The sequence below is a fragment of the Solidesulfovibrio sp. DCME genome, assembly GCF_049995385.1.
Taxonomy (GTDB): domain Bacteria; phylum Desulfobacterota; class Desulfovibrionia; order Desulfovibrionales; family Desulfovibrionaceae; genus Solidesulfovibrio.
The window spans coordinates 2,908,297-2,932,854 of the sequence record NZ_CP188261.1; the positions used below are offsets into that span (position 1 = coordinate 2,908,297).

General features: G+C 63.4%; 30 protein-coding genes and 1 tRNA gene. 18 read left to right on the plus strand and 13 right to left on the minus strand.

Translation table 11 applies throughout. From position 1 onward, the window contains the following. Positions 1-4: 4 nt before the first annotated feature. The 8 genes from ACP59X_RS12785 to ACP59X_RS12820 all read right to left on the minus strand — a co-directional run bounded on the left by ACP59X_RS12785 (position 5) and on the right by ACP59X_RS12820 (position 7,182). Positions 5-715 carry a PTS sugar transporter subunit IIC gene (locus ACP59X_RS12785; RefSeq protein ID WP_428558856.1) on the minus strand — a complete coding sequence of 237 codons (711 nt, stop codon included), beginning with the start codon at positions 713-715 and terminating at the stop codon, positions 5-7. A 57-nt stretch (positions 716-772) separates the two neighbouring features. Continuing rightward, a complete protein-coding gene (locus ACP59X_RS12790) occupies positions 773-1,234 on the minus strand; it encodes a PTS sugar transporter subunit IIB (protein ID WP_428558858.1) in 462 nt (153 codons plus the stop codon). Between the two features lie 3 nt (positions 1,235-1,237). Further along, on the minus strand, positions 1,238-1,675 hold the full coding sequence (locus ACP59X_RS12795) for a PTS sugar transporter subunit IIA (RefSeq protein ID WP_428558860.1): 438 nt from the start codon (positions 1,673-1,675) through the stop codon (positions 1,238-1,240). Between the two features lie 192 nt (positions 1,676-1,867). Further along, positions 1,868-2,755, minus strand: a complete 888-nt coding sequence (rapZ, locus tag ACP59X_RS12800; RefSeq protein ID WP_428558862.1) for an RNase adapter RapZ — start codon at positions 2,753-2,755, stop codon at positions 1,868-1,870. A 133-nt stretch (positions 2,756-2,888) separates the two neighbouring features. Next, positions 2,889-3,341 (minus strand): PTS sugar transporter subunit IIA, encoded by a 453-nt coding sequence (locus ACP59X_RS12805; RefSeq protein WP_428558864.1) that lies wholly within the window; start codon positions 3,339-3,341, stop codon positions 2,889-2,891. Continuing rightward, complete coding sequence (hpf, locus tag ACP59X_RS12810) at positions 3,342-3,890, minus strand: ribosome hibernation-promoting factor, HPF/YfiA family (protein ID WP_428558866.1); 549 nt, start codon at positions 3,888-3,890, stop codon at positions 3,342-3,344. It lies immediately after the preceding gene. Positions 3,891-3,940: 50 nt separating this feature from the next. Continuing rightward, the gene (gene rpoN, locus ACP59X_RS12815; protein WP_428558868.1) at positions 3,941-5,377 is read right to left on the minus strand and encodes an RNA polymerase factor sigma-54; all 1,437 of its coding nucleotides are present in this window, start codon (positions 5,375-5,377) and stop codon (positions 3,941-3,943) included. Positions 5,378-5,550: 173 nt separating this feature from the next. Then, entirely contained in the window at positions 5,551-7,182 is a 1,632-nt protein-coding gene (locus ACP59X_RS12820; RefSeq protein ID WP_428558870.1) for a CTP synthase, read from the minus strand. A 186-nt stretch (positions 7,183-7,368) separates the two neighbouring features. Here ACP59X_RS12820 and ACP59X_RS12825 point away from each other — a divergent pair, with 186 nt between their 5' ends. The 4 genes from ACP59X_RS12825 (at position 7,369) to ACP59X_RS12840 (ending at position 9,533) form a co-directional block, all read left to right on the plus strand. Further along, complete coding sequence (locus ACP59X_RS12825; protein ID WP_428558872.1) at positions 7,369-8,178, plus strand: phosphoribosylformylglycinamidine synthase subunit PurQ; 810 nt, start codon at positions 7,369-7,371, stop codon at positions 8,176-8,178. Between the two features lie 133 nt (positions 8,179-8,311). Beyond that, a complete protein-coding gene (tadA, locus tag ACP59X_RS12830; protein WP_428558874.1) occupies positions 8,312-8,857 on the plus strand; it encodes a tRNA adenosine(34) deaminase TadA in 546 nt (181 codons plus the stop codon). Positions 8,858-8,919: 62 nt separating this feature from the next. Continuing rightward, a tRNA-Ser gene (locus tag ACP59X_RS12835) sits at positions 8,920-9,013 on the plus strand. A 172-nt stretch (positions 9,014-9,185) separates the two neighbouring features. Continuing rightward, positions 9,186-9,533, plus strand: a complete 348-nt coding sequence (locus ACP59X_RS12840; protein ID WP_428558876.1) for an Arm DNA-binding domain-containing protein — start codon at positions 9,186-9,188, stop codon at positions 9,531-9,533. Between the two features lie 18 nt (positions 9,534-9,551). On the opposite strand, the gene ltrA is transcribed toward ACP59X_RS12840, so the two are convergent. Then, complete coding sequence (gene ltrA / locus ACP59X_RS12845; protein ID WP_428558878.1) at positions 9,552-10,907, minus strand: group II intron reverse transcriptase/maturase; 1,356 nt, start codon at positions 10,905-10,907, stop codon at positions 9,552-9,554. A 573-nt stretch (positions 10,908-11,480) separates the two neighbouring features. Between ltrA and ACP59X_RS12850 the strand changes: the two genes are divergently transcribed. From ACP59X_RS12850 to ACP59X_RS12890, 9 genes are all read left to right on the plus strand, one after another. Beyond that, on the plus strand, positions 11,481-12,395 hold the full coding sequence (locus tag ACP59X_RS12850; RefSeq protein WP_428558881.1) for a tyrosine-type recombinase/integrase: 915 nt from the start codon (positions 11,481-11,483) through the stop codon (positions 12,393-12,395). 108 nt (positions 12,396-12,503) lie between these two features. Further along, complete coding sequence (locus tag ACP59X_RS12855; RefSeq protein ID WP_428558883.1) at positions 12,504-13,328, plus strand: hypothetical protein; 825 nt, start codon at positions 12,504-12,506, stop codon at positions 13,326-13,328. A 173-nt stretch (positions 13,329-13,501) separates the two neighbouring features. Next, positions 13,502-13,744, plus strand: a complete 243-nt coding sequence (locus tag ACP59X_RS12860) for a helix-turn-helix transcriptional regulator (protein WP_428558886.1) — start codon at positions 13,502-13,504, stop codon at positions 13,742-13,744. A gap of 384 nt (positions 13,745-14,128) precedes the next feature. Then, the gene (locus tag ACP59X_RS12865; protein ID WP_428558888.1) at positions 14,129-14,581 is read left to right on the plus strand and encodes a hypothetical protein; all 453 of its coding nucleotides are present in this window, start codon (positions 14,129-14,131) and stop codon (positions 14,579-14,581) included. Next, positions 14,493-15,095 (plus strand): hypothetical protein, encoded by a 603-nt coding sequence (locus tag ACP59X_RS12870; protein WP_428558891.1) that lies wholly within the window; start codon positions 14,493-14,495, stop codon positions 15,093-15,095. Before ACP59X_RS12865 ends, ACP59X_RS12870 begins: the two co-directional genes overlap by 89 nt. Continuing rightward, on the plus strand, positions 15,092-15,262 hold the full coding sequence (locus tag ACP59X_RS12875; protein ID WP_428558893.1) for a hypothetical protein: 171 nt from the start codon (positions 15,092-15,094) through the stop codon (positions 15,260-15,262). Before ACP59X_RS12870 ends, ACP59X_RS12875 begins: the two co-directional genes overlap by 4 nt. Continuing rightward, complete coding sequence (locus ACP59X_RS12880; RefSeq protein ID WP_428558895.1) at positions 15,246-15,749, plus strand: ERCC4 domain-containing protein; 504 nt, start codon at positions 15,246-15,248, stop codon at positions 15,747-15,749. Before ACP59X_RS12875 ends, ACP59X_RS12880 begins: the two co-directional genes overlap by 17 nt. 58 nt (positions 15,750-15,807) lie before the next feature. Then, the gene (locus ACP59X_RS12885) at positions 15,808-16,113 is read left to right on the plus strand and encodes a hypothetical protein (protein WP_428558897.1); all 306 of its coding nucleotides are present in this window, start codon (positions 15,808-15,810) and stop codon (positions 16,111-16,113) included. Further along, positions 16,110-16,304, plus strand: coding sequence for a hypothetical protein (locus ACP59X_RS12890; protein WP_428558899.1), 195 nt, complete (start codon positions 16,110-16,112; stop codon positions 16,302-16,304). Before ACP59X_RS12885 ends, ACP59X_RS12890 begins: the two co-directional genes overlap by 4 nt. A 70-nt stretch (positions 16,305-16,374) precedes the next feature. On the opposite strand, the gene ACP59X_RS12895 is transcribed toward ACP59X_RS12890, so the two are convergent. After that, positions 16,375-16,650 (minus strand): hypothetical protein, encoded by a 276-nt coding sequence (locus ACP59X_RS12895; protein ID WP_428558901.1) that lies wholly within the window; start codon positions 16,648-16,650, stop codon positions 16,375-16,377. A gap of 12 nt (positions 16,651-16,662) precedes the next feature. Beyond that, a complete protein-coding gene (locus tag ACP59X_RS12900) occupies positions 16,663-16,833 on the minus strand; it encodes a hypothetical protein (protein WP_428558903.1) in 171 nt (56 codons plus the stop codon). A gap of 100 nt (positions 16,834-16,933) precedes the next feature. On the opposite strand from ACP59X_RS12900, the gene ACP59X_RS12905 reads away from it, so the two are divergent. The 5 genes from ACP59X_RS12905 to ACP59X_RS12925 all read left to right on the plus strand — a co-directional run bounded on the left by ACP59X_RS12905 (position 16,934) and on the right by ACP59X_RS12925 (position 20,949). After that, complete coding sequence (locus ACP59X_RS12905; RefSeq protein WP_428558905.1) at positions 16,934-17,326, plus strand: response regulator; 393 nt, start codon at positions 16,934-16,936, stop codon at positions 17,324-17,326. A 1,175-nt stretch (positions 17,327-18,501) separates the two neighbouring features. Further along, positions 18,502-18,828, plus strand: a complete 327-nt coding sequence (locus ACP59X_RS12910; RefSeq protein WP_428558907.1) for a hypothetical protein — start codon at positions 18,502-18,504, stop codon at positions 18,826-18,828. A 199-nt stretch (positions 18,829-19,027) separates the two neighbouring features. Beyond that, positions 19,028-19,537: a cyclic nucleotide-binding domain-containing protein gene (locus ACP59X_RS12915; RefSeq protein WP_428558910.1), complete on the plus strand. Its 510-nt coding sequence runs from the start codon at positions 19,028-19,030 to the stop codon at positions 19,535-19,537. A 298-nt stretch (positions 19,538-19,835) separates the two neighbouring features. After that, positions 19,836-20,123, plus strand: a complete 288-nt coding sequence (locus ACP59X_RS12920; RefSeq protein WP_428558912.1) for a hypothetical protein — start codon at positions 19,836-19,838, stop codon at positions 20,121-20,123. A gap of 7 nt (positions 20,124-20,130) precedes the next feature. Beyond that, entirely contained in the window at positions 20,131-20,949 is an 819-nt protein-coding gene (locus ACP59X_RS12925; protein WP_428558915.1) for an alpha/beta fold hydrolase, read from the plus strand. Positions 20,950-21,109: 160 nt separating this feature from the next. On the opposite strand, the gene ptsP is transcribed toward ACP59X_RS12925, so the two are convergent. Both ptsP and dhaL read right to left on the minus strand, forming a co-directional pair. Further along, on the minus strand, positions 21,110-23,722 hold the full coding sequence (gene ptsP, locus ACP59X_RS12930; protein WP_428558917.1) for a phosphoenolpyruvate--protein phosphotransferase: 2,613 nt from the start codon (positions 23,720-23,722) through the stop codon (positions 21,110-21,112). 117 nt (positions 23,723-23,839) lie between these two features. After that, positions 23,840-24,469, minus strand: a complete 630-nt coding sequence (gene dhaL / locus ACP59X_RS12935; protein ID WP_428558919.1) for a dihydroxyacetone kinase subunit DhaL — start codon at positions 24,467-24,469, stop codon at positions 23,840-23,842. Positions 24,470-24,558: the final 89 nt, after the last annotated feature.

Genomic DNA, 24,558 nt, shown 5'->3' on the forward strand with positions numbered 1-24,558 from the left:
CGGGCTACAGCAGAAACCACAGCATGGTCAGCCCCATGCCCCCGGCCAGCACCATGTAGGCCGGCCGGTAGCGCAGGGACAACACCCCGCCCAGGCTGCCGAGGATCCACAGCTGGCTCCAACTGGCCCCGGACGAGGACAGGTAGGGCCAGACCTTGGGCAAGACCACGTAATACAGCGCCACCAGGCCAGCCAGGGCCACGCTGAAGGCCATGCCGTTTAAGATGACCATGTCGTAAAAGGCCCGGCGGATCAGCCGGCCCGGTGAAAACGGGGCCTTGGTCCGCTCCCTGGCCGCCGTGTAGCGCGACAGCACGATGTTCTCCACCACCCGCTGCACCCCTTCCAGGGCGGCGAAAAGGCGGCCGAGCAGGGCCGTGGTGGCGGCCACGAACAGCGCCTCGGCCGGGGAGGTCAGCTGGAAGACATGCATCAGGGACAGGCCGGCCAGGGTGGCGGCGGCGGCGTTGGGTGGAATGTGCGTGCCGGCCGGAATGCCGTCGAGCCAGAACAGCTCGTAGAACAGGCACAGCTTGAGGGTCAGGTCAAGGTCGCCGTAGACGGCCGCCCAGGCGAAGCCGATGACCAGCGGCCGCTCCAGCAGGGCGGCGTTGACGAAGAAGCGGAAGGACGAAAACAGGACAAAAAAAAAGCGACGCCAAAAACGTGCAGCAGGATGTCGGCCTGATGGGTCATGCTTCGGTTCTCGCTTCAAGCAAATCGTTGCCGCGCCGCCGGCGCGGGGCCGCCCTTGCCGGGTGGGGCCAAAGACCTACACGGAGCGCAACTGCTGCGGATCGCTCGGTACGCAACGGTAATCGAGCCGCACGCCCCTGTCGCGTAAAAAATCCAGGCAGGACTCGTCTTCCTTGGACAGGGCCACGTGGGGGCAGACCTGCTTCTTGCCCGGGGCGTAATGCAGGTTGCCGAGGTTCAAGTTGCCAAAGCCGAAGCCCTGTTCGTAGGCCGCCCGGGCGTCGCGGCAACTGGCAAAAAGGATCAGGGCGTCCTCGGCCTCCAGGGGGTTTCGGGCCAAAAAGGGCATGAGCTCGGCCACGGGCAGAAATTCGATGCGCACCCCGGCCGGAATGGCCAGGGACATGATCTCCTGGCGCAGGGCATCGGCGGACAGCGCGTCGTTGACGACCAGGATGGCCCGGGCGTTGGTAAACGGCAGCCAGGTCTCGATGATCTGGCCATGCACGAGCCGGTTGTCCACCCGCACGAACGCCATGGCCTAGCCCTCGGCCACCTTTTTGCGCAGCACCTCGCCGGCCACCACGATGCCCTGGCAACCGGCCTGCTTGGCCTCCACGGCCAGGGCCTGCAGGGGCCGCGTGCGCGAGCCCAGGATCTTGATGAGCATGGGCAGGTTGACGCCCGTGAGCACTTCCAGGTGGCCGGTGCCCAAAAGGGACAGGCTCAGGTTGGTGGGGGTGCCGCCGAACATGTCGGTCAAAACGAGCACGCCCGCCCCCTGCTCGGTTTCCTTGATGGCGGCCTTGAGGGTCACAAGGGTCGCGTCCACCGGGTGGGTCATGTCCACGCTGACCGAGCGGCAGCCCTGTTGCGGCCCGAGGATGAATTCCGCCGCCCGCAGCAGCCACGTTCCGTATTCGGTGTGGGTGACCACGACCACGCCCACCGGCGCGCTCGACTGGGTTTGCCCGTTCATGCAGCCTCGCTCGCGGCTTTTATGGCCCAGGGCTGAAGGTGAGGCCGTCACGGCGGCGTCGCGCCAGGCGCCAACCGTCGGCAAGGCCAGCCGGCCCGCGACGCCTACACGGCACCGCCGGCCAGCGGCTTCCAAACACATGCCGCCGGCGAAACCGCTGGCGGCCGTCCGGCAGGGGCGCGGCCCCGCGCGTCAACCGCGCTCGATATGCCGGTGCTCGAGGGAAATACTGTAGCCAGCCTTGGACAAGGTGTCAAAGATCGACTCGGCCACGGCCACGGATCGGTGCCGCCCGCCCGTGCAGCCAAAGGCGATGGTCAGCCGGTAGCGCCCTTCCTTGGCGTACAGGGGCAGGAGGTAGCGCAAAAAATCCGTCAGGCGCGCGAGGAACTCCAGGCCCGGCTCCCGGGCCAGCACGTAGTCCCGCACGGGTGCGTCCTTGCCGGTCTGCTCGCGCAGCTCCTTGTCGAAATAGGGATTGGGCAGGAAGCGCAGGTCGAAGACCATGTCCGCCTCGGACGGCGGGCCGTACTTGAAGCCGAAGCTCATGACATGGACCTTGAGGCTGCCCTGGGACGGGCGGATGGAGGCCCACTTCTCCTGGAGCTTGCGGCGCAGGTCGTGGATGGAGAAATGGGTGGTGTCGAGCACCATGTCGGCGGCGTCGCGAAGCGGAGTCATGCGCTCGCGCTCGGCCAGCACGGCCTGCTCCAGGCCCATGGCGGCGCTTTCCAGGGGATGGGGCCGGCGGGTGGTGGCGTAGCGCCGGATGATCTCCTGGGTGTCGGCCTCGAAAAAGAGGATCTGCAGGGCGACGTCCTTGACCTTGATCTGGGCCAGGGTGATGCCCCAGTCCCGGTCGAGGTCGGCCTGGCGCACGTCCATGCCCAGGGCCAAGCCCTTGTAGCGCTGGCCGCCCTTCTCGTCGAACAGCCCGATGAGCTTGGGCACGAGGCTCACCGGCAGCCCGTCCACGCAGAAAAAGCCGAGGTCCTCGAAGACACGCAGGCCCGTGCTTTTCCCGGAACCCGACAGGCCGGTCAATATGACGATCTTCATGTCCCCGGATGTCGCGTCCATGGCGGCCAAGCCCTCCGGCCGGCGCGGTGTGGCCGGCATCCCAAACGTTCCCGAAAGCGGGAAAACAAGTAACCGCTCCCCGGCCGGCCGGCGTGACGCCGGCGTGACCGGGAAGCGGCGATACGGTTTCGGGTCAGGCCGCGGCGGTCAGCACCCGCCACAAGGCCGCGTCGTCCTCGGCGGCCAGGAAGGCCCGCCGGAACGACTCGTCGGACAAAAGCCTGGAGATGTGGGCCAGGATGCGCAAATGCAGGCCCGCCACGTGCTCCGGGGCCAGGACGAGAAAGAAGATGCGGCAGGGCTTGAAGTCCAGCGCATCGAAGTTCACGCCCTTGAGGCTTCGGCCGACGACGATGACGATTTGCTGGAGGCTCTCCATCTTGCCGTGGGGAATGGCCACGCCGTCGCCGATGCCCGTGGTGCCGAGGCTTTCCCGGTCCAGCAGGACCTGGCGGGCCTTGGCGGCGTCGAAATCCGGCCAATGGCCCGAAAGCGGCGCGACCAGTTCGGCCAGCACGTCGGCCTTGGACTCGGCGGCAAGCTCCCCGATGACGAAATCGGGCTGGAGATAGTCCTCAAGCTTCATTTACGCGCCCGTTCCGGGATCGATGAGGCCGAAGTCGCCGTTGCGCATACGGTAGATGACATTGGGCCGTTCGGTTTCGGAGTTGATGAAGACCAGGAACTCGAGCTTCAGGCTGGTCAGCTGTTCGGCCGCCTCTTCCACGGCCATGGGCTTGGGCTCGTAGGCGTCGGTCTGGACGATGGTCGGCGTGCGGCCGCCCTTGGCGTCTTCGCTGATGCTGATGACCTGGGTCTGCACGGTTTCCGCGGCCTGGCGGCGGCGGTCCTTCTGCTTTTCCCGGAACTTCTTGGCTTGCGCCTCGACCTTGTCCAGGATCATGTCGATGGTGGAGTACATGTCTTCCGAGGCTTCGTGGGCGGAGATGTGCATGTTGTCGGCCAGGAAGATGACGTCGGCCATCTGCCGGGTCTTTTCCACGGCCAGGTTGACTTGCAGCTCCGAGGCGTCGGTGGCGACGGTATATTTGGCGAGCTTGTCGAAGCGTTTGCGGGCATAGTCCCGCAGATGGTCCGACGGTTCGAAATTCTTGAAATTAAAGGTGATGTTCATGGGATCCTCCGGGGCTGCGTGGTATTGGGCCGGTTGCCCGGCCCGAAGCATCAGAAAACTTCCTTGCGTTTGGACGAGGACTCGATGCCCATGGCCGTGCGGTACTTGGCCACCGTGCGGCGGGCGATGTTGATTTGCAGTTCGTCCTTGAGCATGTCGGCGATGGCCTCGTCGCTTATGGGGCGTTTGGCGTTTTCGCCGGAGATGATGCGCTTGATCATGGCCTTGACCGATTCCGAGCCCACGGTGCCGCCGTCGTCGAGGTCAAGGGAGCTGTTGAAGAAGAACTTCAGCTCGAAGATGCCGTGGGGCGTGGCCACGTACTTGTTCGAGGTGATGCGGCTGACCGTGGATTCGTGCATGCTGATGTCGTCGGCCACGTCCTTTAAAATCAGCGGCCGCAGGCGGGTCACGCCGTGCTCGAAAAAATCCCGCTGGAACTTGACGATGCTTTCCAGCACCTTGTACAGCGTGCGCTGGCGCTGGTACAGGCTTTTCATGAGCCACATGGCCGAGCGCATCTTGTCCTGCAGGTAGTCCTTGTCCTTGTCCGCCTTGGAGCCAAGCCCGTCCATGTAGGCCATGTTGACGTTGAGCCGCGGCACGCCGTCCTCGTTTAAGAGGATGACGAAGTCGTCGCCGTATTTGTAGACGAAGGCGTCGGGGCTGACGTAGATGGGGTCGCTGGAGCCGTAGCTGGCCCCGGGCATGGGATTGAGCGTCTGGATAAGCTCAAGATATTCCTTGAGTTTTTCCATAGTCAGGCGAAATTTCTTGGCCAAGGGCTTGTAGCGCTTCTTTTCCAGGTCTTCCAGGTGGTCGCGCACCAGTTCGATGAGGATGGGGTCGTCCCAGCCGTAGACCTCGATTTGCGTCAGCAGGCATTCGCTGGGCGTGCGGGCGGCCACGCCCACCGGGTCGAAGCGCTGGATGCGGTGGAGCACGCCCTCCACTTCCGCGACGCCGGCGCCCGCCATCTGGGCCAGCTCCTCCAGCGAGGCCCGCAGGTAGCCCGAGGAATTGAGGCTGCCGATGATGGTCTCGCCGATCTCCAGTTCCTTGTCCGTGAAATTGGACAGCCGCATCTGCCAGCTCATGTGGCCTTCCAGGGACGGCTTGGAGGCGAGCCTAGCGTCGAAGGACATGCCCTCCTCGGGCAGTTCGGTTTCCCGGGCCAGGGACTGGCGGCTGGTGCTGGCGAAATCGCCGATGTAGTCCTCCCATTCGGCGTTTTTGAGCAGTTCCTTTTCCATGGCCGCGTCGCTGGAATCGCCCGAGGGTCCGAGGTTTTCCTCGGCCATGGTCCGTTCCGGCTGCCGGTCCTCCTCCACGGATTCCTCCAGGAGGGGATTTTCCAGAAGCTCCTGCTGCACGCTTTCCAGGAGCTCCAGCCGGGAAAGCTGCAGGAGCTTGATGGCTTGCTGCAGTTGGGGAGTCATGACCAACTGCTGCGAAAGTTTGAGCTGCTGTCGCAGTTCGAGCGCCATTGCTACCGCCGTGCGTGCTTGTGGTTGAGTTCGTCGCAAACGCGGGGGCCGGCCGAGGCCCGCCCCCGCACAACAAAAAGCATGCCACAATCGAAGGGTTGTGGCAATCCGCCAGATTGTCCGTTGCCGTGGAAACCAATCCGGGCCGAGGCCGTTTCGGGAAAAACCGTCCCCTAGCCTTTGGCCCGTTTGGCCGCCGCCACGAATTCACGGAAAAGCGGGTGCGGGCGCATGGGGCTGCTCTTGAATTCCGGGTGGAACTGGCAGCCCAGAAACCAGGGGTGGCCGGGCAGTTCGACCATTTCCACCAGTTCGCCGTCGGGCGACAGGCCGCTTAAGACCATGTCCGCCGCCTCGAAACGCTCGGCATAGGCCTTGTTGAACTCGTAGCGGTGGCGGTGGCGCTCGGAGATCTCGCCGGCGCCGTAGGCCCGGGCCGCCTGGGTCTCGGGTTTGACCATGCAGGGGTAGGCCCCCAGGCGCATGGTGCCGCCCTTGTCGCAGGTCGGGTCGCGGCGTTCGAGCTTCTGGGTGCGGAAGTCGAACCACTCGCGCATGAGGTAGATGACCGGATGGGGCGTGGTCAGGTCGAATTCCTCGGAATTGGCGCCGGTAAGCCCCAGGACGTTGCGGGCGTACTCGATGACGGCGCACTGCATGCCCAGGCAAATGCCGAAGAAGGGAATGCCGCCGGTGCGGGCGTATTCGATGGCCGCGATCTTGCCTTCCACCCCGCGCGAGCCGAAACCGCCCGGCACCAGGATGCCGTCGATGCCGGCAAAGGTGGCGGCGGCGCACTCCCGCGTGACCTCCTCGGAATTGACGTAGACGAAGCGGATGGCCACGCCGCAGATGCCGCCGGCGTGGACCAGGGCCTCGTGCAGGCTCTTGTAGGCCTCCTTGAGGTCCACGTACTTGCCGACGATGGCGATGGACACCGTGCCGGCCGGGTGCTCCAGGCGATGGAGCATGGCGCGCCAGGCCTCGAGGTCGGCGTTTTTCGCCGGCAGGCGCAACAAGATGGCGATTTTCTGGTCCACGCCCTCGTTGTAGAGCTTCAGCGGCACCTCGTAGATGTTGCCCACATCCACGGCCGTGAACACGGCGTCGGCGTCGACGTCGCAAAAAAGCGCGATCTTTTCCTTGAGGTCCCGCGTGAGCTCGATCTCGCTGCGGCAGATGATGATGTCGGGCTGGATGCCGATGGAGCGCAATTCCTTGACGCTGTGCTGGGTGGGCTTGGTTTTGACCTCGCCGGCCACGCGCAGGTAGGGCACGAGCGTGAGGTGGATGTAGAGGACGTTTTCCTTGCCGAGGTCCATGCGCAACTGGCGGATGGCCTCCAGGAACGGCTGGCCCTCGATGTCGCCCACCGTGCCGCCGATCTCGATGATGGCCACGTCCTCGTCGCCGGCCACGCCCAGAATCGCCCGCTTGATCTCGTCGGTGATGTGCGGGATCACCTGCACCGTGCCGCCGAGGTAGTCGCCCCGGCGCTCCTTCTGGATGACGCTGAAATAAACCCGGCCCGAGGTGTAGTTGTTGTTCTGGCTCATGGGCACGCCGAGGAAGCGCTCGTAGTGCCCGAGGTCCAGGTCGGTTTCGGCCCCGTCGTCGGTGACGTAGACCTCGCCGTGCTGAAAGGGGTTCATGGTGCCGGGGTCGACGTTGATGTAGGGGTCGAGTTTCTGGATGGTGACCTTGAGTCCCCGGGCCTGGAGCAAGGCACCGATGGACGCGGCGGCCAGCCCTTTGCCCAGGGAGGACAGCACGCCTCCCGTGACGAAAATATACTTGGTCTTCATGATGCCGCCGTCCTTGCGAAAAAAAAGGTTCATGCCGCGCCGGCGGCCCCGGCGGCCACCGCTTGCGCGTGTCGGAGGCCCGTGGCGCGCCTTGGTTGACGCGGCCCGGGCGGCCCCTTATGTTCAGCCGCGCAAACTATGCCTTCGGGCGCAATTTTTCAAGGAACCCCCGGGAGGATTTCCCCTATGGCCCAGGTGCGCACCCTCGTGATCACCGGTTACGGCACCAACTGCGAAGTGGAATCGGCCCACGCCGCCAGGCAAGCCGGCTCGGACGTCACGGACATCGTTTATTTTTCCGATATCGTGGCCGGCCGGTCGCGCATCGACGCCTACAACTTTCTCATCTTCCCGGGCGGCTTCCTCGACGGCGACGACCTGGGCGCCGGGCAGGCCGCGGCCATACGCTGGAAGCACGCGGCCACCGAAGCCGGCGAGGCCCTGCTCGACCAGCTCAAGGCCTTTTTCCAGGCCGGGGGCCTCATCCTCGGTATCTGCAACGGCTTCCAGCTCCTGGTCAAGCTCGGGCTGTTGCCGGCCCTGGGCGGCGACTATTTCGCGCGCCAGGTGACCCTTTCCAACAACGACTCGGCCCGGTTCGAGGACCGCTGGGTGACGCTCGCCGCCAATCCGGCCAGCCCCTGCGTGTTTACCAAGGGGGTGACCCGCCTGGACCTGCCCGTGCGCCACGGCGAAGGCAAACTGGTGCCGGCCACGCCCCAGGTCCTGGAGGAAATCGTGCGCACCGGCGCCATGGCCCTGACCTACGCCGACCCGGCCTCGGGCACGGCCACCATGGACTACCCGGCCAATCCCAACGGCTCGCCCCACGCCATCGCCGGCCTGACCGACCCCACCGGCCGCATCCTTGGGCTCATGCCCCACCCCGAGGCCTTCAACCACCCGACCAACCACCCAGGCTACACCCGTGGCCAGCGCCCCAGCCTCGGCACGGTGCTGTTCGACAACGCCGTGGCCTATTTGCGGGCGAATTAAAGCGGGAAAGAAAAGAAGAACAATAAAGATGCCTCCGGCGGCCAGGAGGGGCACTGCCCCTCCTGGACCTCCCGAAAGGGGGGAAGCGGAGCGAGGCGCGCACACCGCCGTTACCCGGACGCGAGCAGAAATCATGGCCCTTTTGCCGGCAAGGCGCTTCGTGGCGGGCGAGACGGCGCTGCCCCCCCCGCCGCCGGGGTTCGCCGGCTTCGAAGACGTCATGGAACTCGCCCTGATACAGGCCCGCGAGGCGGCGCAGGCCGGGGAGGCGCCGGTTGGCGCCGTGGTGCTGGCGCCGTCGGGCGAGGTGCTCGGCGCGGCGGGCAACGCCCCCATCACCCTGGCCGATCCCACGGCCCACGCCGAAATACTCGCCCTGCGCCAGGCGGCCCGGGCCGTCGGCAACTACCGCCTGCCCGGCGCGATCCTGGCCGTGACCCTGGAACCATGCCTGATGTGCCTGGGGGCGATGATCCACGCCCGGGTGGGGCTTCTCGTCTACGGTGCGGCCGACCCGCGCACCGGGGCGATTGCCTCTCAGCTGTCCGGGCCGGATCTGCCGTTTTTCAACCACCGCTTCGACGTGCTCTCCGGCGTGTCGGAACCGGCCTGCGGCAGCCTGTTGCGGGATTTTTTCCGGGCCAGGCGCCAGGCGGCGGTGGGCGGGCCCGGCAAATAAGCGCTTGCCAAAAGCCCGTTGTTGGTCTATGCTTCCAAATTCCTGACGGTTCTTTCTTGTGCGGAGAGGTACCGAAGTGGTCGTAACGGGCCCGACTCGAAATCGGGTTGTCGGTGAGTAACCGGCACGTGGGTTCGAATCCCACCCTCTCCGCCAATTCATCATCCAGCCAAGTCCGATAAAGTCCGAAAGTCCAGCAAAATCAACGCTAAATCGGCTAGAGATAGTCCGATAGCGTTCGACTACGTCGTTTGACATCCGGACAACTGACCGGATAACTTACCGGACAACACGCCCGTTCCTCGCTTTTCCGCAAGGAGGTTGTCCGGTGGCACTTACCAACATAGCGATTTCAAACGCTAAACCTGGGAAGTCTGTTGTCCGGTTGAAAGATGAAAGGGGCTTGTACCTGGAAATCTCTCCGAACGGCGGCAAATGGTGGAGGCTACGCTACTGGATCGGGGGCAAGGAGAATCGCATTTCCCTTGGCGTCTACCCCGACGTGTCCCTCAAGGAAGCACGGGAACGCCGCGACGCCGCCCGTAAGCTCATCGCCAACGGCATTGACCCCAGCGACGCCAGGAAAGCGGAAAAGGCTGAGGTCCAAGCCGACGGTCGGGTAGACGAGGGAAGTTTCCTTCCCCCGCCCCCCACAGATCCGGACGTGCCCCTTTAAGGCATCCGGCTCCTCTGTTCATGGTCTTGCTACACGATGGCAGATAGAATGCATTGCTACGGGAATTGGTAATGGATAAGTCTTCTTCATGAGGTTGAAGTTTTGCCAGCTCATGTTGTTTCTTTGCGATCGCCGGTTCAACCACTTCCACCACAGCTTCTGCACTCCATCACGGAAGGCGTTAAGCCTGCGGGAGTTACCGGTTATCCCATAGTATTGGCAATGACCTTTGATTTTGAGTATGAGAGTCCGGTACTGATCGGCGATATCACTATGCCGATTGAATCGACACCACTCCCCTACCGATTTCAAGGCCCTGGCAAGACGATCTTTTGCCGTCCTGCGCTTGACAACCCAATTTCCCTTGAGCGACTTGCCCCAGTAGTGGGTAAAACCCAACAGGTCGAAGCTGAACCCTTGGTGTCCAGTACCTCCTGATCCGCCACAAGGCGGCAGGAATCGCACCAAGCGAGTCTTCTCTGGGTGAACGGCGAGACCGAACCGACCAAGTCGCTTCGGCAGCACCTCCTCGACCTTCCGGGCATCCATCTCGTTGCTGAAGACCATGACAAAGTCATCAGCGTAGCGGATGAGGAACGCCTCACCTCGCATACGCGGTCTGACGACGTGCTCAAACCATTTGTCCAGGACTTCATGAAGGTAGATGTTCGCCAGAAGGGGCGAGATCACTCCTCCTTGTGGCGTGCCGGCGTCTGGATACACAAGCTGGCCTGCTTCGAGAACTCCAGCCTTAAGCCACTTATCAATGACCCGTCGTATCACACCATCGCGCACCCGCAGGTCAAGAAAGCTCCGAAGATGTCCATGATCCAACGTGTCGAAGAACTTGCGGATGTCCACTTCGTAGACGTACCCGCCACCTATGCCCATGATGCCACGCCACAGCGTCTCCAACGCCTGGTGACAGGACCGGCCGGGACGGAAACCGTATGAGCAAGAGAGGAAATCTTGCTCGTAGACCGCTCCCAGAACCATGGTTACCGCGCGTTGCAGTACCTTGTCCTCGATGGTCGGGATGCCGATCGGACGGGCCGCCCCGTTTGTCTTGGGGATATACGCCCGCTTGACCGGAGGGGCCTTGTACGTTCCGCTCTTGAAACGATCCAAAAGCGACGTCAGGTTCCTATCCAGCTGTTCCTCGTACTCCGCTGCTGTCTGTTGATCCACGCCTGACGCCGCGTCCTTCCTGGTGAGGTGGAATGCTTCCTTCAGAAAGACGAGGTCGATATGGTGGGCCAACGTCGTGAACACCATTTCCGGCGCTTGCTTGGCCAGATCCGCTACCTTCTGCAGTTTCGTTGAGACGCTTTCCGGGCTCGATTTCCCATGCATCTTTCCCTCCAGAAGTTCCATGAACAGACGCCTCCTTCCCTCCTCTGGGTCCCCGGGTGGGTTCCCCTGATTCATCGGTACTATGAGGCGTTCCGACTCCCTGCCGTCCATCTCCTCAGACTTCGTTTCCTTCGCCTTCGGATACCGCTTGTCGTCTGGATTTTCGCTCCTGTTCCCGAGCAGACGAACCCGGGATAGGCCTGGAAGAAATTACCGGCTCTTCCCTTCCGTATTCTCAAGCGGAGACGACAGGGTCTCCCAGGTTCCTGGGAAACCCCCTGTCCGCATGCCTTGTTCTTCGACCCCGGCGGGACCTGAGAGCGATGCTGTCTTGCCCCCAGATGGTGCCTTCCGATATTCTGAAGTCGTCAGCTCCCGCGGGAACGCAATTTCGGGGCTCAATAGCAAGGCCTACAAACTCCCTGTGTACGCTTCACGTCCTGGATTGCTCCAGTCCGCGCAACACTCGGTTCCGGCTGTCAGCACACTTGGCCGGACGGGCTTGGGTACCCGTAGGGTTTCAAAGAAGGTTTCAGCATTCCTTACATCCTCCTTCTCCAGGCTTGGCCTGGCGCACCAGAAACCTACGAGCTTGTGGGCTGGGAGTGGCACGACAAGTTCAAGGCCAGCCTGACCGAGTGCAGCGCCGCCGAAATCCTTCACCGCCTGGAGCGCGACGTCTTCCCCTGGATCGGCTCCCGTCCCGTTCGGGAGGTGACCGCGCCGGAACTGCTGGCCGTGGTCCGTCGCATCGAATCCCGGGGCGCACCGGAAACCGCCCGCCGCTGTCTCCAATACCTCAGCCGCATCGGCCGCTATGCCGTGGCCACGGGCCGCGCCGAACGGGATGCCGCCGCCGACCTGCGGGGATGCCTCCCCCCTGCCAACAAGCGCCATTTTTCTTCCCTGACCGATCCCAAGGACATTGCCGGCCTACTCCGCTCCATCGACGCTTACCAGGGTTCCCTGGTGGTCCTGTGCGCCCTGCGACTGGCGTCCATGACCTTTGTGCGCCCCGGCGAGCTACGCAAGGCGGAATGGACAGAGTTCAACCTTGAGGGCGCGGAATGGCGCATCCCTGCCGAGCGCATGAAGATGAAAGAGCAACATATCGTGCCGCTCTCCCGTCAAGCCCTCGCTGTCCTGGGTGAACTGCATCCCCTGACCGGATCGGGCAAGTACGTGTTCCCGTCCGTGAGGTCCTCGGCAAGGCCCATGTCGGAAAATACGATCAACGGAGCCCTTCGCCGCATGGGCTACACCAAGGAAGAAATGACCGGCCACGGATTCCGCTCCATGGCCTCTACCCTGCTCAACGAAATGGGATGGAACCGGGACGCCATCGAACGCCAGCTTGCCCACGGTGAAAGAAACGCCATCCGGGCCAGCTACAACTTTGCTGAATATCTTCCCGAACGCCGCCGCATGATGGCGGCATGGAGTGACTTTCTCGACAAGCTGCGGGCCGGGGCGAAGGTGACGCCGATCCACGCCACGGCAGTCGAGTAGACGACACTTCCAGGGCCTAGCCGGGGCCTCATGAACCCTGGCGAAAAGCCGCGTCCCTGGCGGCCGGCCCTGGTTTAATGCAGGGAAATAAGCCGAGGGGGCTTAAGAATGCCGCAATCGAATACAGAGACTGAATTTGTCAACTTTATGCATTTTTGGGAGTGGGAATATACTCGACGGAACCCACAATGGATAAATATTTTTCAAGAGCAAACAAGCGGGAAAAACATATTTACAGACGAAAATGGTATTGACTTTTTCTTAATCAACGTTGGCCCGTTTGTTGGAATATCACGAAGCGACAATATGACTTACTATCTCAATCCTGACACTATTATCCATAGCATTATAATAAATGAATTTAATTATAATCATCCTTATCGAGTAGAATATATGAATGAGATTTACAATCCTCTACACTCTCTATTGACAAATTCGATAAAGAAGCACGAAGGAGAACATATTCCTCTTGAGGAACTTGAGAAAGAAGCAATACAAGAACGTGACCGTATTTACAAACAGTTAGGGTTAGATTTTTATACCGGGGACAGACTGTTCAGTTTTAATGTCACAAAAGGGACAAAGGATATTTTTTTTAATTTTGTCGAGTCTGTGATAGCTGACGCGACAAAAACAGAAGATGAATATCAAGAGGAGTGGGGCAAATACAATGCTTCTGTGATAAAAAAATCGAGAGGGAGGATTGGCAACTGGAAGAATAACGAGCAACGTGCCATTGGTCTTTGGCTATTTGACTTCTGTGTCGCTAATAATTGTGGCGGACCAACAGCATTCTCTGCAATTCGACAACACGACTACCTTCGCCCCTTGGAATTATCTACAGCTATCGACGATGACAGACCACTTGAACGCTGGCTTGCTGGTACACGAGCTTGTGTGAAAGCTGGCAAGGTCTTGCCACTGGTAGGATAATCCTTGCCGTCACATATTCCGGTCAATATTTGACGGTGTCAGTTATGCAGCACGATAACTGACGGTGACAGTTATCCCCCCCTTTATCTGACGCTCACTTATTTGGCCCGTTTCGGCAGAAGCTGAATATTCCGCCCCGTGAAGGCGGCCCTCGAATCCGAGAGGATATTTCAGTGCAAGCCGAATCTCGTCCCCAAGACCCCCTCCTTGAGCGCGTCCAAGCTGCCCAGAAAGAACGTCTCCTCCGTCTCCCTGCTGTCCTTGATCGCGTAGGCTACAAGCGTAGCCGCTTTCTCGACCTTGTGCGCCAAGGCGTGTTCCCCAAACCTGTAAAGCTGGGGCCGCGTGCTGTGGCATGGCCTGAGTCCGTCGTGGATGCCCTTGTGAATCGTCTGGCGTCGGGGCGGGGGGCGTAGCATGAACCACAAAGCCCGCAAGCCGGGCGGACCTGCGGGCAGGGAAAATGAGATGGACGGCACATCCCTCATTGCCCTGCCGAGCCCAGGCCGTCAATACCGGCAATCTCCGTCTGTGGCGAGCCCTGCGGAAGTTCGACCGCAACCTCAAACGGATCATCCGGCTTCGCGAGAAAAACGCGGTCCTCCTGGAGGAGATGCGGCGGCTTCAGGCGGTGGGCTCATGAACGCCTTAAAGCTCGCCTGCGCTCTCTGGACCCGTGATGGCATCATATCCCTTGTTGCCCTGGCCGGCTGGCCCCGGTGGGCGTGGACGCATCGTGCTGTGGACGCTTGCGAGGTCGCGGCCGAGGCCCTGCGGGAACGGCAGGAGGAGGTGAGCGGGTGATCGACTTCAAAGCCGTCAATTCCGCCGCACTTTCGCGTCTGGGGGACATCCTGCCCGACAACGACGACCCCGGCCGCAAGCACGCCCGCGACGTGGCCCGGCAACTTCACGACCTGGCCGAGGTGGTCAAAATCATTGAATTGCCCGGCCTGCCGCCCAAGGGCGACGTGTCCGACTGGCTGGCCGCAGGTGGGACGCGGGAAAGCCTCTTGGAGATGGTGAAGGCCGCACCTGCCTGGGAACCGTCCGCAGAGGCCCCAAGCGACCAGGAGACGGCCGAGGGCGCACAGGACAAGGGAAAGCCCATCCGCCTCATCAACGGGGCCATGAGCGAGGCTGTGGACGCCTGTGAAGCCATCCTTGACCTACAGCAAAATCGTGGCCCTGGAGCCGCGCATCTTGGAAGCCGAGGCCCTTGCCCAGGAGTTGTCTGGAAGTTCGACCTATGAGCCGTGGTATCGGATTGTGAAGCCGGCTTTCCTGCCCCTGGTGGGCGTTCTGTCCAAACACGCTGACTCGCGCCTTCGGACCAGCGAGGCTTACGACATCGTTTATCGCAGACTCCTAGCCATCTACGAGGCCCAGCCCACGGACGGCGTGATGCCGCCCCCGGTCGCCGCCCCCATTGTCATGGCCCCCGCCGAACCGGGCCAACGCATTTGCCCCGCCTGCGGCCAGGACATGCGCGATGCCGAAAGCTGCTACGGTCCGATGATTCAGGTTGCCGGTCAAGTCTATGAGCGCGTGCGCTTCGGCCAGGAGAGCGGGAACCGCTGGGAGGAGTTCGACTTCTGTCCTGAGTGCGGCGTTTCTCATGGCGGCCTGCATCACCCCGGCTGTGACATTGAGGAGTGCCCCAGGTGCGGGACGCAATATTTATCGTGCGACTGCGGCGCGGAAGACGACGGCCCCGGTGGTCTCGAAGCAATCACGGTCATGATGACCTGCGAGGTGAAACAATGAGCGCCACACAGACACAACAGGCCCAGCCTGTCCACCTGCCGCCTAAGTCCGACGAAGAAATGGAACGGGAGGCCATCCGGGAACTGGAGCGCATGGAACGGGCACTCAATGCCAAGCGGTCGAACTACAGGCCCAAGCGCCGGGGGCGGTATGCGAATCGTGGTTGATACCCGGGAGCAACGCCCGTTCCCCTTCGCCAAGTATGAGGCCACGGTGGAACGCGCCGCCCTGCCTACTGCCGACTATTCCTTGCCAGGCTTCGAGGATCGGGTGGGCATTGAGCGCAAGGAGCTTGGCGACCTTGTGGGCTGCCTCATGGGGGCCAATCGGGAACGCTTCGAAAAGGAGCTTCGCCGCCTGTCTGCCTATGACCTCAAGGCCGTGGTGATCGAGGCGTCCATGCGCGACGTGGCGGATGGGCTCTACCGGTCGGAGATGAAACCGCACGCCGTGCTTCAATCGGTCCTCGCCTTCCAGGTGCGCTACGCCGTTCCCTTCCTGTGGTGCGGCGACCGATCCGGCGCGGAATACACGACCTTTTGGCTTTTGGCGAAGTACGCCCGCGAGATCGAGGAGCGCATGAAGGCCCTGACCAAAGCCCAGGCCAAGGCAAACGCCCCTCCCCCCTCCCGGGCGGAGTTGACGACGGCGTGACCCGAGCCGGCAACCAAGGTGATCACGGGTCCTTTTGAGCGGTTTTCAAAGCGGATGCGTGGAAATCCCTTTTGGCGGCAAGGTGGGTCTGACTCCCGAGCAAGAGCGGGCGGCGGCTCTCCAATGGCGGGGCCTACCGTTGTGGTTCCCCAACGATCCGCGCCATTCCCGCCTTTACGCCATGTGCCGTGACGGCGACCGGGAGGCCACGCCCGAGGAGGCGGCTTTTTATCTCGAACTGGACAAGGAACACCTGGAGCGCGCCGGCCTGACCCTTGCCGAGCCGGGCGACCCTGACGGCTTCCTGGTGAAGTGGAAGGGACGGGAGCGGGACCGGGAGCGCCTGGAGAACGGCACAATATGAACGCCACCGAACGCCGAGAGCTTGCCCAGGCGGTCCTGGCCCTGGAAGTCCTTGAAGGCCAGCTATCCACCATGGCCGATGGCAACCGCCCCGTGCCGGCACTCAATGTCCAGGGCGTGGCCTATCTGCTAGGGCTGACCGTCGAACGCCTGGGGCGCGCACTGGGGAGCCGGGAAGAGATGCAGGTCTAGGCCCGGGCCTCGGCAACCGGATCAAGGGCGGCCTGTCTCGTTGGAGGTGGGCCGCTCTCTGTATTGAGTCTCAATCAATGCTCAAATCAACAAATTGCAGAACGCATTGAAGTGTCGCGTCTGGGGAAGGTGCGTCAAACACGCATGAATTTAACTCGATTGCCTCGGGATAGTGACCATCAAATAGCAAAGCATCAAGAGCATCGGAAACTAACTGCTCAAGTGCTATGCCCACCTGGACATGCACGAGAAGTTTTCCCATGCTCGGGCGATACCACAATCCCGGTAGCCTGCAAGCTTCAATTTGGTCATTATTGATTTCCCGCTGAGACGCGCGGCCACGCATACAGCATCATTTCTATTTCGGCCGATCCGGCATCCCCCGCCGATTCAACTCGCCTTCCTTGTATTGATCGAAATCGAAGCGGCCGGGCACACTGCCGGCATCATGGCGCTTGGTCCGCAAGACGAAGACCGCCACCAGGGCAAGAACGCCCACGGCAAGGGCGATGCCTATGATCCATTCCATGGCGGGCAGGTAGCAGGAGGGGGCCGGGAGTTGTCATCCTGACTTCGGCATTGCACATCGCTTGCGACTAAGTGTAAATAAAAATCAAGGGGGAAGTGCTATGGCTCGAATCCTCGTAATCGATGACTCGGAAATAATGCGCAGGATGCTTATCCGGTGGCTTGTCAAAGAAGGGTACGAGGTTTTCGAGGCTGCTGATGGAAAAGAGGGCCTCGAATTATGCAAATCCGTCCACCCCCATGTGATTATTACTGACATATTCATGCCCGGCTGCGACGGGCTTGAGGTCCTGCTTAAGGCATTGACTAATGATTGTTCCATGGGAATCATTGTAATGTCTGGCGGCGGCATCCTTGTTGAGGGAGACAAATTTCTTGAATACGCCATTGGACTCGGAGCCGACTATGCCTTTGCCAAGCCCCTACAGAGGGGGGATTTGTTGCAGGCGATAACAAAAATTATGGAAAAACCCGAGACAGGCCAGAACTCGTAGCTCTGGCGATGAGCAAAATAAGCAAACTTATTTGAGGTGCAAATGCGCTGTGCTCTCGCTTGCACTCAGTCTCCATCCCGTAGTGCTTTTATTGTTGCAGAATGGAGGTCGACATGGGCAATGTGTCGCGGGCGGGCTTCCGTCGCTCCTGCGGGCGGATATGGCGTGTGGACCGGGGGCAAGCCGAGTTTTGAAAACCCACCTTCGCCGTCTGGGGGCGTGGTGCTGGGCTCAAAATTGAGCCGACCAACGGGCGCAAAATTGCACTGGTCGGCGCGGGCCTCGACGCCCACGGTTTGGTGGCGGCTACCCGGCAGGACGCCAGCACAAAATTGTGTCGGCCCCCCATGCTGACGCCGCAATTTTGCGGAGTCCGACACCAACCTGGCCAGGTCCCCAGCCTGGGGCCATATCCGCCCGTCTGCCGGGCTTTCCTCGCCAGGATGACCTTTGGCTGTCTGCCGAGGGAAAGCCGCTGGAGCGGGCGCTTATGCGGTCGTGGTGGACCTCGGCCCGGGTGGAGCCGTTGCGGTGACGGCAAGCCCGTGGTGTCGGTCCTGGCTACCCCTTGCCGGGCACTGAGCGAACTATTGCGCCGAGTGGCCGGCGGGCTGGTGACTGAATTTTGAGCCGCGAGGTGGGCCGGGCTGGACACGGTTTTGTGTCGAGTGGGTGGTGGGCCTCGGCAGGGTGACGAACCATCCGCGACCGTGATTGCCCAAGTGCAGGGAGCATCAAAACCGGATAACTTTCCGGATAACAGGCAAAAGCCACATTATTTTTATCCCATTATTCACGATAGATAATCATACAATGTGACTGTCACCCTCCCCGATTTCGTGGACAGCGAATCCTTTGCGAAGGAGTGGTTCACGATGTCGAAACGCCCCCCGTTTCCCCTGGAATTCCGCAGCCGGATAATCGCGCTCCGGGCGCAACCCTGAGGATCGGGCCAGGAATTCGAGCCCTCCGGCCAGACGATCCGCAACCGGGTGCTGCGCGCGTTATGGCCCGGCCCGCTGTGGCCCAGCAGGAGCGGAGCACAGCGTGGCGCTCATCCCGTCCCACTTGCGACACCAAGGCGGCCTGTTCCTCGCGGAGCGGGCCGCTTTTCGTTGCCGCGATGTCCGCCTGAACGCCGCCGCCAGGGCTATCGAGGACGGCTGCCCGCCCCCTTGGCGATCATCCCCGTCCATGGCATCCTGCCGACCATGCCGACCCCGTTTGACTCGCTGGCGTGGCTGGCCAGCAAGAGCACCGAGGCGTTCCCCAATCCTGCCGGGCAAATCCGTCTCCGCTTTGGGCAGTTCGTGCGCTCCGAGGACCGAAAGCGCATCCGCCGCGTGATCGAGCATTGGTATCGGCTGCAGCTGGACGGAACCCGAGACGTGGCCGAGATCAGCCTATCAGCTTTTGGCCGCCGGGAAGCTCAAGATCGCGGCGGGGCGGGGCGGTATCGGATCGCGGGGAAGAGGACCTGTATCAGGGCGACGGCATCTTGACCGCCAAAGGCAAGGTGCCGGCCACGGCGTCAGGCATTCACGTAGCACCATGCATCCTCGTCCCAAAGGTTTCATGGGGATTCGTCGATAAGAAGCAAGCCGGCCTCCGCGACCTCGGAGCAATAAGAGCCACATTGATGTACGGACCAATATCAAGGAACAAATTCTTCACACATTCCCCTTAAAACGATACAAGATCGTGCAAGTAGCCGAAAAGTGGAGGCATGAGACGATGCAGCACCGCACCGTAAAATCGAACACAGAACTTGCGAATATGCTTGATGACACAAACTGGGGACACCACTTCGACAGAAGCGAAGTCGAACATATCGCCAGTTACATGAGCCTTGTCTCCTACATCGATGGAGAGAAGATATTTTCCGAAGGGGACCGCGAACGCTATATGGCCTTCATCGTCAAGGGCGCGATCGACATCTACAAGGAAAGTCGCGACGGCACGGAAAAGATCGTCGTCACCCTGTCCAGGCGGTCACATTTCGGCGAGATGGCCTTCATTGACGAACAGTCGCGCTCGGCGTCGGCCTATGCCAAGAACAGCGTCTCCCTGCTCTTGCTGACCAGGGAGAATTTTGAGGCCTTGATTGAGGCGCAGCCGAAAATCGGCATCAAAATGTTGAAATTGATCGCCAGGATGATCAGCGATCGCCTACGCTCCACAACCGGAAAGTGGGTCTTTCTCAGGGAATAAGGTTTCGGGCATCCCGGCCAAGTCACCCGTGATCCGTTCGCGCGGGGAGGCGGCGACGAACGAGTGGTTGCCAGGGGGCCCACGCGCGAGATGGGTACTCGACCATGGCCGGCCAAGCCCCTTCTCGCTGTGCCGTGCGGATGGACAGGTCGCGCCCCCCGGCGATACAAGGGGAAATGGCAAGCCCCATCCAGACCCAATTGCGCGTTCCGGCCGACGGGCGGTTTTTGGCCATGGTCCAAAACCATGTCCGGGACCTGGCGACAACGGCGGGACTATCCCGGACCGCCACCGGGACATGGTGGCGCGCATCTACGCCAACATCGGCCGCCCCCTGCTGCCGGGTCCGGCCGCGCCTCCCGCCCTGCCCGGGGCCTACACGGTCGCCTTCGACCGCGACATCCAAAAAGGGGGCATCCGGGTGGCCCAGGCCGAGGCCGGCCCATGGCCGGAGCTGCACCGCGCCGCCGTCGACCTGGCCGAGATCGCCGGGGCCAAAGGAAGCGCCTGCCGCAAAGCGGGGCAAGGCCTGCCCCGCTGCCATCCAACATCCCCGCGTCAACCCGCCGGGTTGACCAGGACGTGAGGGCGTCATGACCCATCAGCCCCAGACCATCCGCGTCAACGGCATCGACATGTCCGTCGTCATCGCCGGCCAAGGCCCCGATGTCCTGCTGCTGCACGGGTTTCCCGACACCCACGCCGTTTGGCGCGAGCAAATACCGGCCCTGGTGGCCGCCGGTTACCGCGTGATCGCCCCGGACACCCGGGGCTGCGGCCAGACGGCCATGCCGGGCCACCCGTCGGCCTACGCCATGGAGCACCTCGTGGCCGATGCCACGGGGCTGCTGGATGCCCTGGGCAGCCGCACGGTGCGCTTGGCCGGCCACGACTGGGGAGCCATCATCGGCTGGCAGCTCTGTATGCGCCATCCCCAGCGCATCGACCGTTTCGCCGCCCTCTCGGTCGGCCATCCGGCCGCCTACGCCCGGGGCGGCTTCCTGCAAAAATGCAAGGGGCATTACATCCTCTTGCTGCAACTGCCCGGCCTGGCGGAATACCTCGTAACCTGCCGCGACTGGTTCCTTTTCCGCCTGCTGACCCACTACCCCGGCGAGTTCCCCCGCTGGCGGGCCAACCTTTCCCGGCCCGGCCGCCTGACGGCCGGGGCGAACTACTATCGGGCCAATTGCGGCCTGTTATTGCGGCCGCGAACCTGGCCTCCCGTGACCACCTCGGTCCTTGGCCTGTGGAGCGACGGGGACAGGTTCCTGGTGGAACGCCAGATGACCGGCTCACAGCGTTACGTCGCAGGCCCCTGGCGCTACGAACGGATCACGGGTGCCAGCCACTGGCTCCAGCTCGACGCGCCGCAAAAGGTCAATTCCCTGCTGCTGGATTTTTTCCGGTAATTCCCAAGAGAAAACATACCGTCAGGTATGTTTTATAACTATTCTATCATATTCATAGGATATATGAGGTCCGTTCTGCTTGGGGAGCAGAATCGGAAGAAGGCCTTGGCCTGCCTTGGCGCCATCGCGGCACTGCGTAGCGCCCGCCCGGGCCAGCCGGTTACAGCAGTTGCCGCACCGCCGCGGCGCTTGGCGCGTCCATGGCCTTGGCGGCCAGGGCGCGGCAGGCGCCCCTATCCGCCGCGCGCACGGCTTCCTTGACCGTGGCGATGGCCGGGGCGCTCATGCTGAGCTCCGTAAGCCCCAGCCCCAGCAGCAGCGGCGTGGCCCGGCTGTCGCCGGCCAGTTCCCCGCACATGCCAACGGCGATCCCCGCCGCCGCCGCCGCCCGGCAGGCCTGGCCGATCAGGCGCAAAACCGCCGGATGCAAGCTGTCGCACAACGTGGCGACCGCCGCGTTGCCCCGGTCGGCGGCGAGGGCGTACTGGGTCAGGTCGTTGGTGCCGATGCTGAAAAAATCGCACCGCGACGCCAACTTGTCGGCCATGGCCACGGCCGAGGGCACCTCGATCATGATGCCGGTCTTGACGCGACCGGCCACGGCCCGCCCTTCGCCGGCGAGCTCCTGGCGGACCCGGGCCTGGAAGGCCAGGACGCCCTCAAGCTCGGCCACGTCGGCAATCATGGGATACATGATCCGGATATCCGCCTCGGCCGCCGCCCGCAGCAGAGCGCGCAACTGGCTGCGGAACAGTTCGGGCCGGGCCAGGCAGAAGCGCACCCCCCGCTGGCCCAGAAACGGGTTGGCTTCCCGGGGCATATCCAGATATTTTATGGGCTTGTCCCCACCGATATCCAGGGTGCGAATGATGACCGGCCGGCCCTCCATGGCCTTGGCCGCGGCCAGGTAGGCCTCGTACTGCTCCTGCTCGTCCGGGGCCCGGTCCCGGTCCTGGAACAGGAACTCGGTGCGGAAAAGCCCCACCCCCTCGGCCCCGCCGGCAAGGGCCTTGGCCGCGTCGGCGGGCTGGCCGATGTTGGCCCAGACCGGCACGGCCAGGCCGTCCCGGGTGACCGCCGGCGCGGCCCCACGGGCCTTGGCCTCCCGGCCCGCCGCCTGCCAGGCGGTCCGCTTTGCGGCGATGTCCGCGCGAAGGGCCGCCTCCGGGGCGGTCCAGACCGTGCCCGTGAAGCCATCCAGGGCGATGACCTGGCCGTCGGCGATCCGCCCCAGGCAGCCCGCGGCGCCGATCACGGCCGGGATGCCCAGGGAACGGGCCAGGATGGCCGCATGGGAAGTCGCGCCGCCGACTTCCGTCACGAGGCCCCGGACGAGCCCGGCATCGAGCCCGGCCACGTCCGAGGGCGTGAGGTCGTGGGCCACGACCACGGCTTCGCCCGTCAAACGGATGCCCCCTTCGCCCTCCCCGGCCAGGATGCGCAGCACCCGGCCGCCGCAGTCACTTACATCGGCGGCCCTGGCCCGCATGTAGGCGTCGTCGAGCCCGGCATAGGCCGTGGCCATGGCCGCCACGGCCTGGGACCAGGCATAGGCGGCGTCGCAGTGCTCCCCGGTGATGCGGGCCACCGCCGCCTCGCGCATGGCCCCGTCGCCGAGGATGAGGTCGTGCACCGTGAAAATACCAGCCCCGGCCGGGCCGGAAGCCCGTTCGGCCTCCTGGCGCAAGGCCCCGATGGCCGCGCGCGCCGTGGCAATGGCCTGGTCCAGTGCGCGGATTTCCGCCTCGGGGTCGGCAGTGTCCCGGCGGCTGACTTCGGGCAGCCGGGCCTCATGGACGGCCGCCGGCCCCACGGCATAGCCGCCCGAGGCGGGCGTGGCGGTGATGGCCCCGTCGCCCGTGGTTGCGCACGGGGTTTCGGGGGCTGTCGCGGGCGCGGCCAGGATATCCTCGTCGCGCTCGCCGAAATGGTCCTTGTGCAAGGCGGCCAGGGCGGCCACGGCCTCGGCCGCATCCGGGCCGGACACCGTGACGGCGACGGCGTCGCCGTTTTTGACGGCCAGCAGGGCGACCTGGTTGATGCTCTTGGCGTTGGCCGACTTGTCGCCCTTGTGGAGGCGGATATCGGCCCGGAATTTTCCGGCCGTGGCCACGAGGTTGGCCGCCGGCCGGGCGTGCAGGCCGAGCTTGTTGGCGATGACCAGTTCCAGCCGGGCCGCCTCGTGGGGCAACGACGTCGGGGCTGGCGCCAAAGCGGCAGACATGCCGTCCGTGGGAGCGGTCGCCGCAGCGTCCGTCGGGGTGGTCGCCGGGGCGTCCGTCGGGGTGGTCGCCGGGGCGTCCGTCGGGGCGCTCACCGGGACGGAAGCCGGGCCGGTCGGCGAGGCGGTGCCGGTGACGGGCGCCAGTTGATGGATTTTCACTTCCAGGGCCGTGGCCGCCTCGGCATCGGCCTCGCCGAGGGAGGCGCCCGTGGCGGCCTGGACGGCGGCGGCCACGGTCCCCTCCACCAAGGGGGCGGCGCACAGGCGCACCTTGGCCCTGACCGCCTCGTCCAGGAAATCCAGGGCCGTTTCGGCGCTCATGAGCGCGCTGCCCAGGTCCATGACCACCAGCACCCCGCCCTCGGCCTGGCCGGCCACGGATTCGATGGCCGCCAGGACCTGCATGGGGTCCGTGCCGATGGGGTTGTCCGGGTCGTCGATGCCGCCCACGGCTTCCATGGGGACCGCGCCGCGCGTCATCTGCCCGGCCAGTTCCAGCACGCCTTCGGCCAGCTTCCGGCTATGGGAGACGATGACTATTCCGATCACGTCCGACTCCGACGTCCGTCCCGCCGGGACGGGAAATGGCGCAGGCCGGCAGGCCGCGTCACCAAGGGGCGGCGCGGGCCCCGGGGCCTGCCCGGGTTGGGGTCGTGGCGCCGGGCACTAGCCCAGCACGTCCCGCAGGGTTTGCAGCATGTAACACGACGACGTCGCACCGGGGTCCTGGTGGCCGATGGAGCGCTCGCCCAGATAGCTGGCCCGGCCTTTGCGGGCCTGCAAGGGGATGGTGTCGGCCAGGGCCTGCTCCCCGACCGGCAGGGCCGCTGCCACCATGGCCGCCACGTCGTCGCCGGCGGCGGCGCGGGCGTTGACCACATCCAGGACCGGCGCCCAGAAGTCGTACATGGTCTTGTCGCCGCGCGCGGGCCGGCCGCGCTGGAGGATGCCGTCCACACCCGCCGCGACCAGGCGGGCGAAATCGGCGGCGCCCAGTTCCTCCTTGCCGCCAAAAAGCATCCCGGCCTTCATCCAGAACGTTCCGTAAAGGGGGCCGCTCGCCCCGCCGACGCTCGACATGAGCGTCATGCCCACGGTCTTGAGGATGGTGCCGATATCCTTGTCCGCAACGTCCGGCAGCTTTTCCATGACCTTGCCGTAGCCACGGTTCATGTTGATGCCATGGTCGGCGTCGCCGATGGCTGCGTCGAGTGCGGTGAGGTACTCTTTTTGTGCGGCATAGACGGTATCCAGCTTGCCGAACCAGGCCAGAAGCTGGGCTTTGCTCAGGGGCATTGGCTGTGTCCTCCATGGCGGCGGGGCATTCCCAGGCAGCCTCGCCGCCGGCTGTGATCCGGGCGGGGTCCCAGGCCGCAACGGCGAGG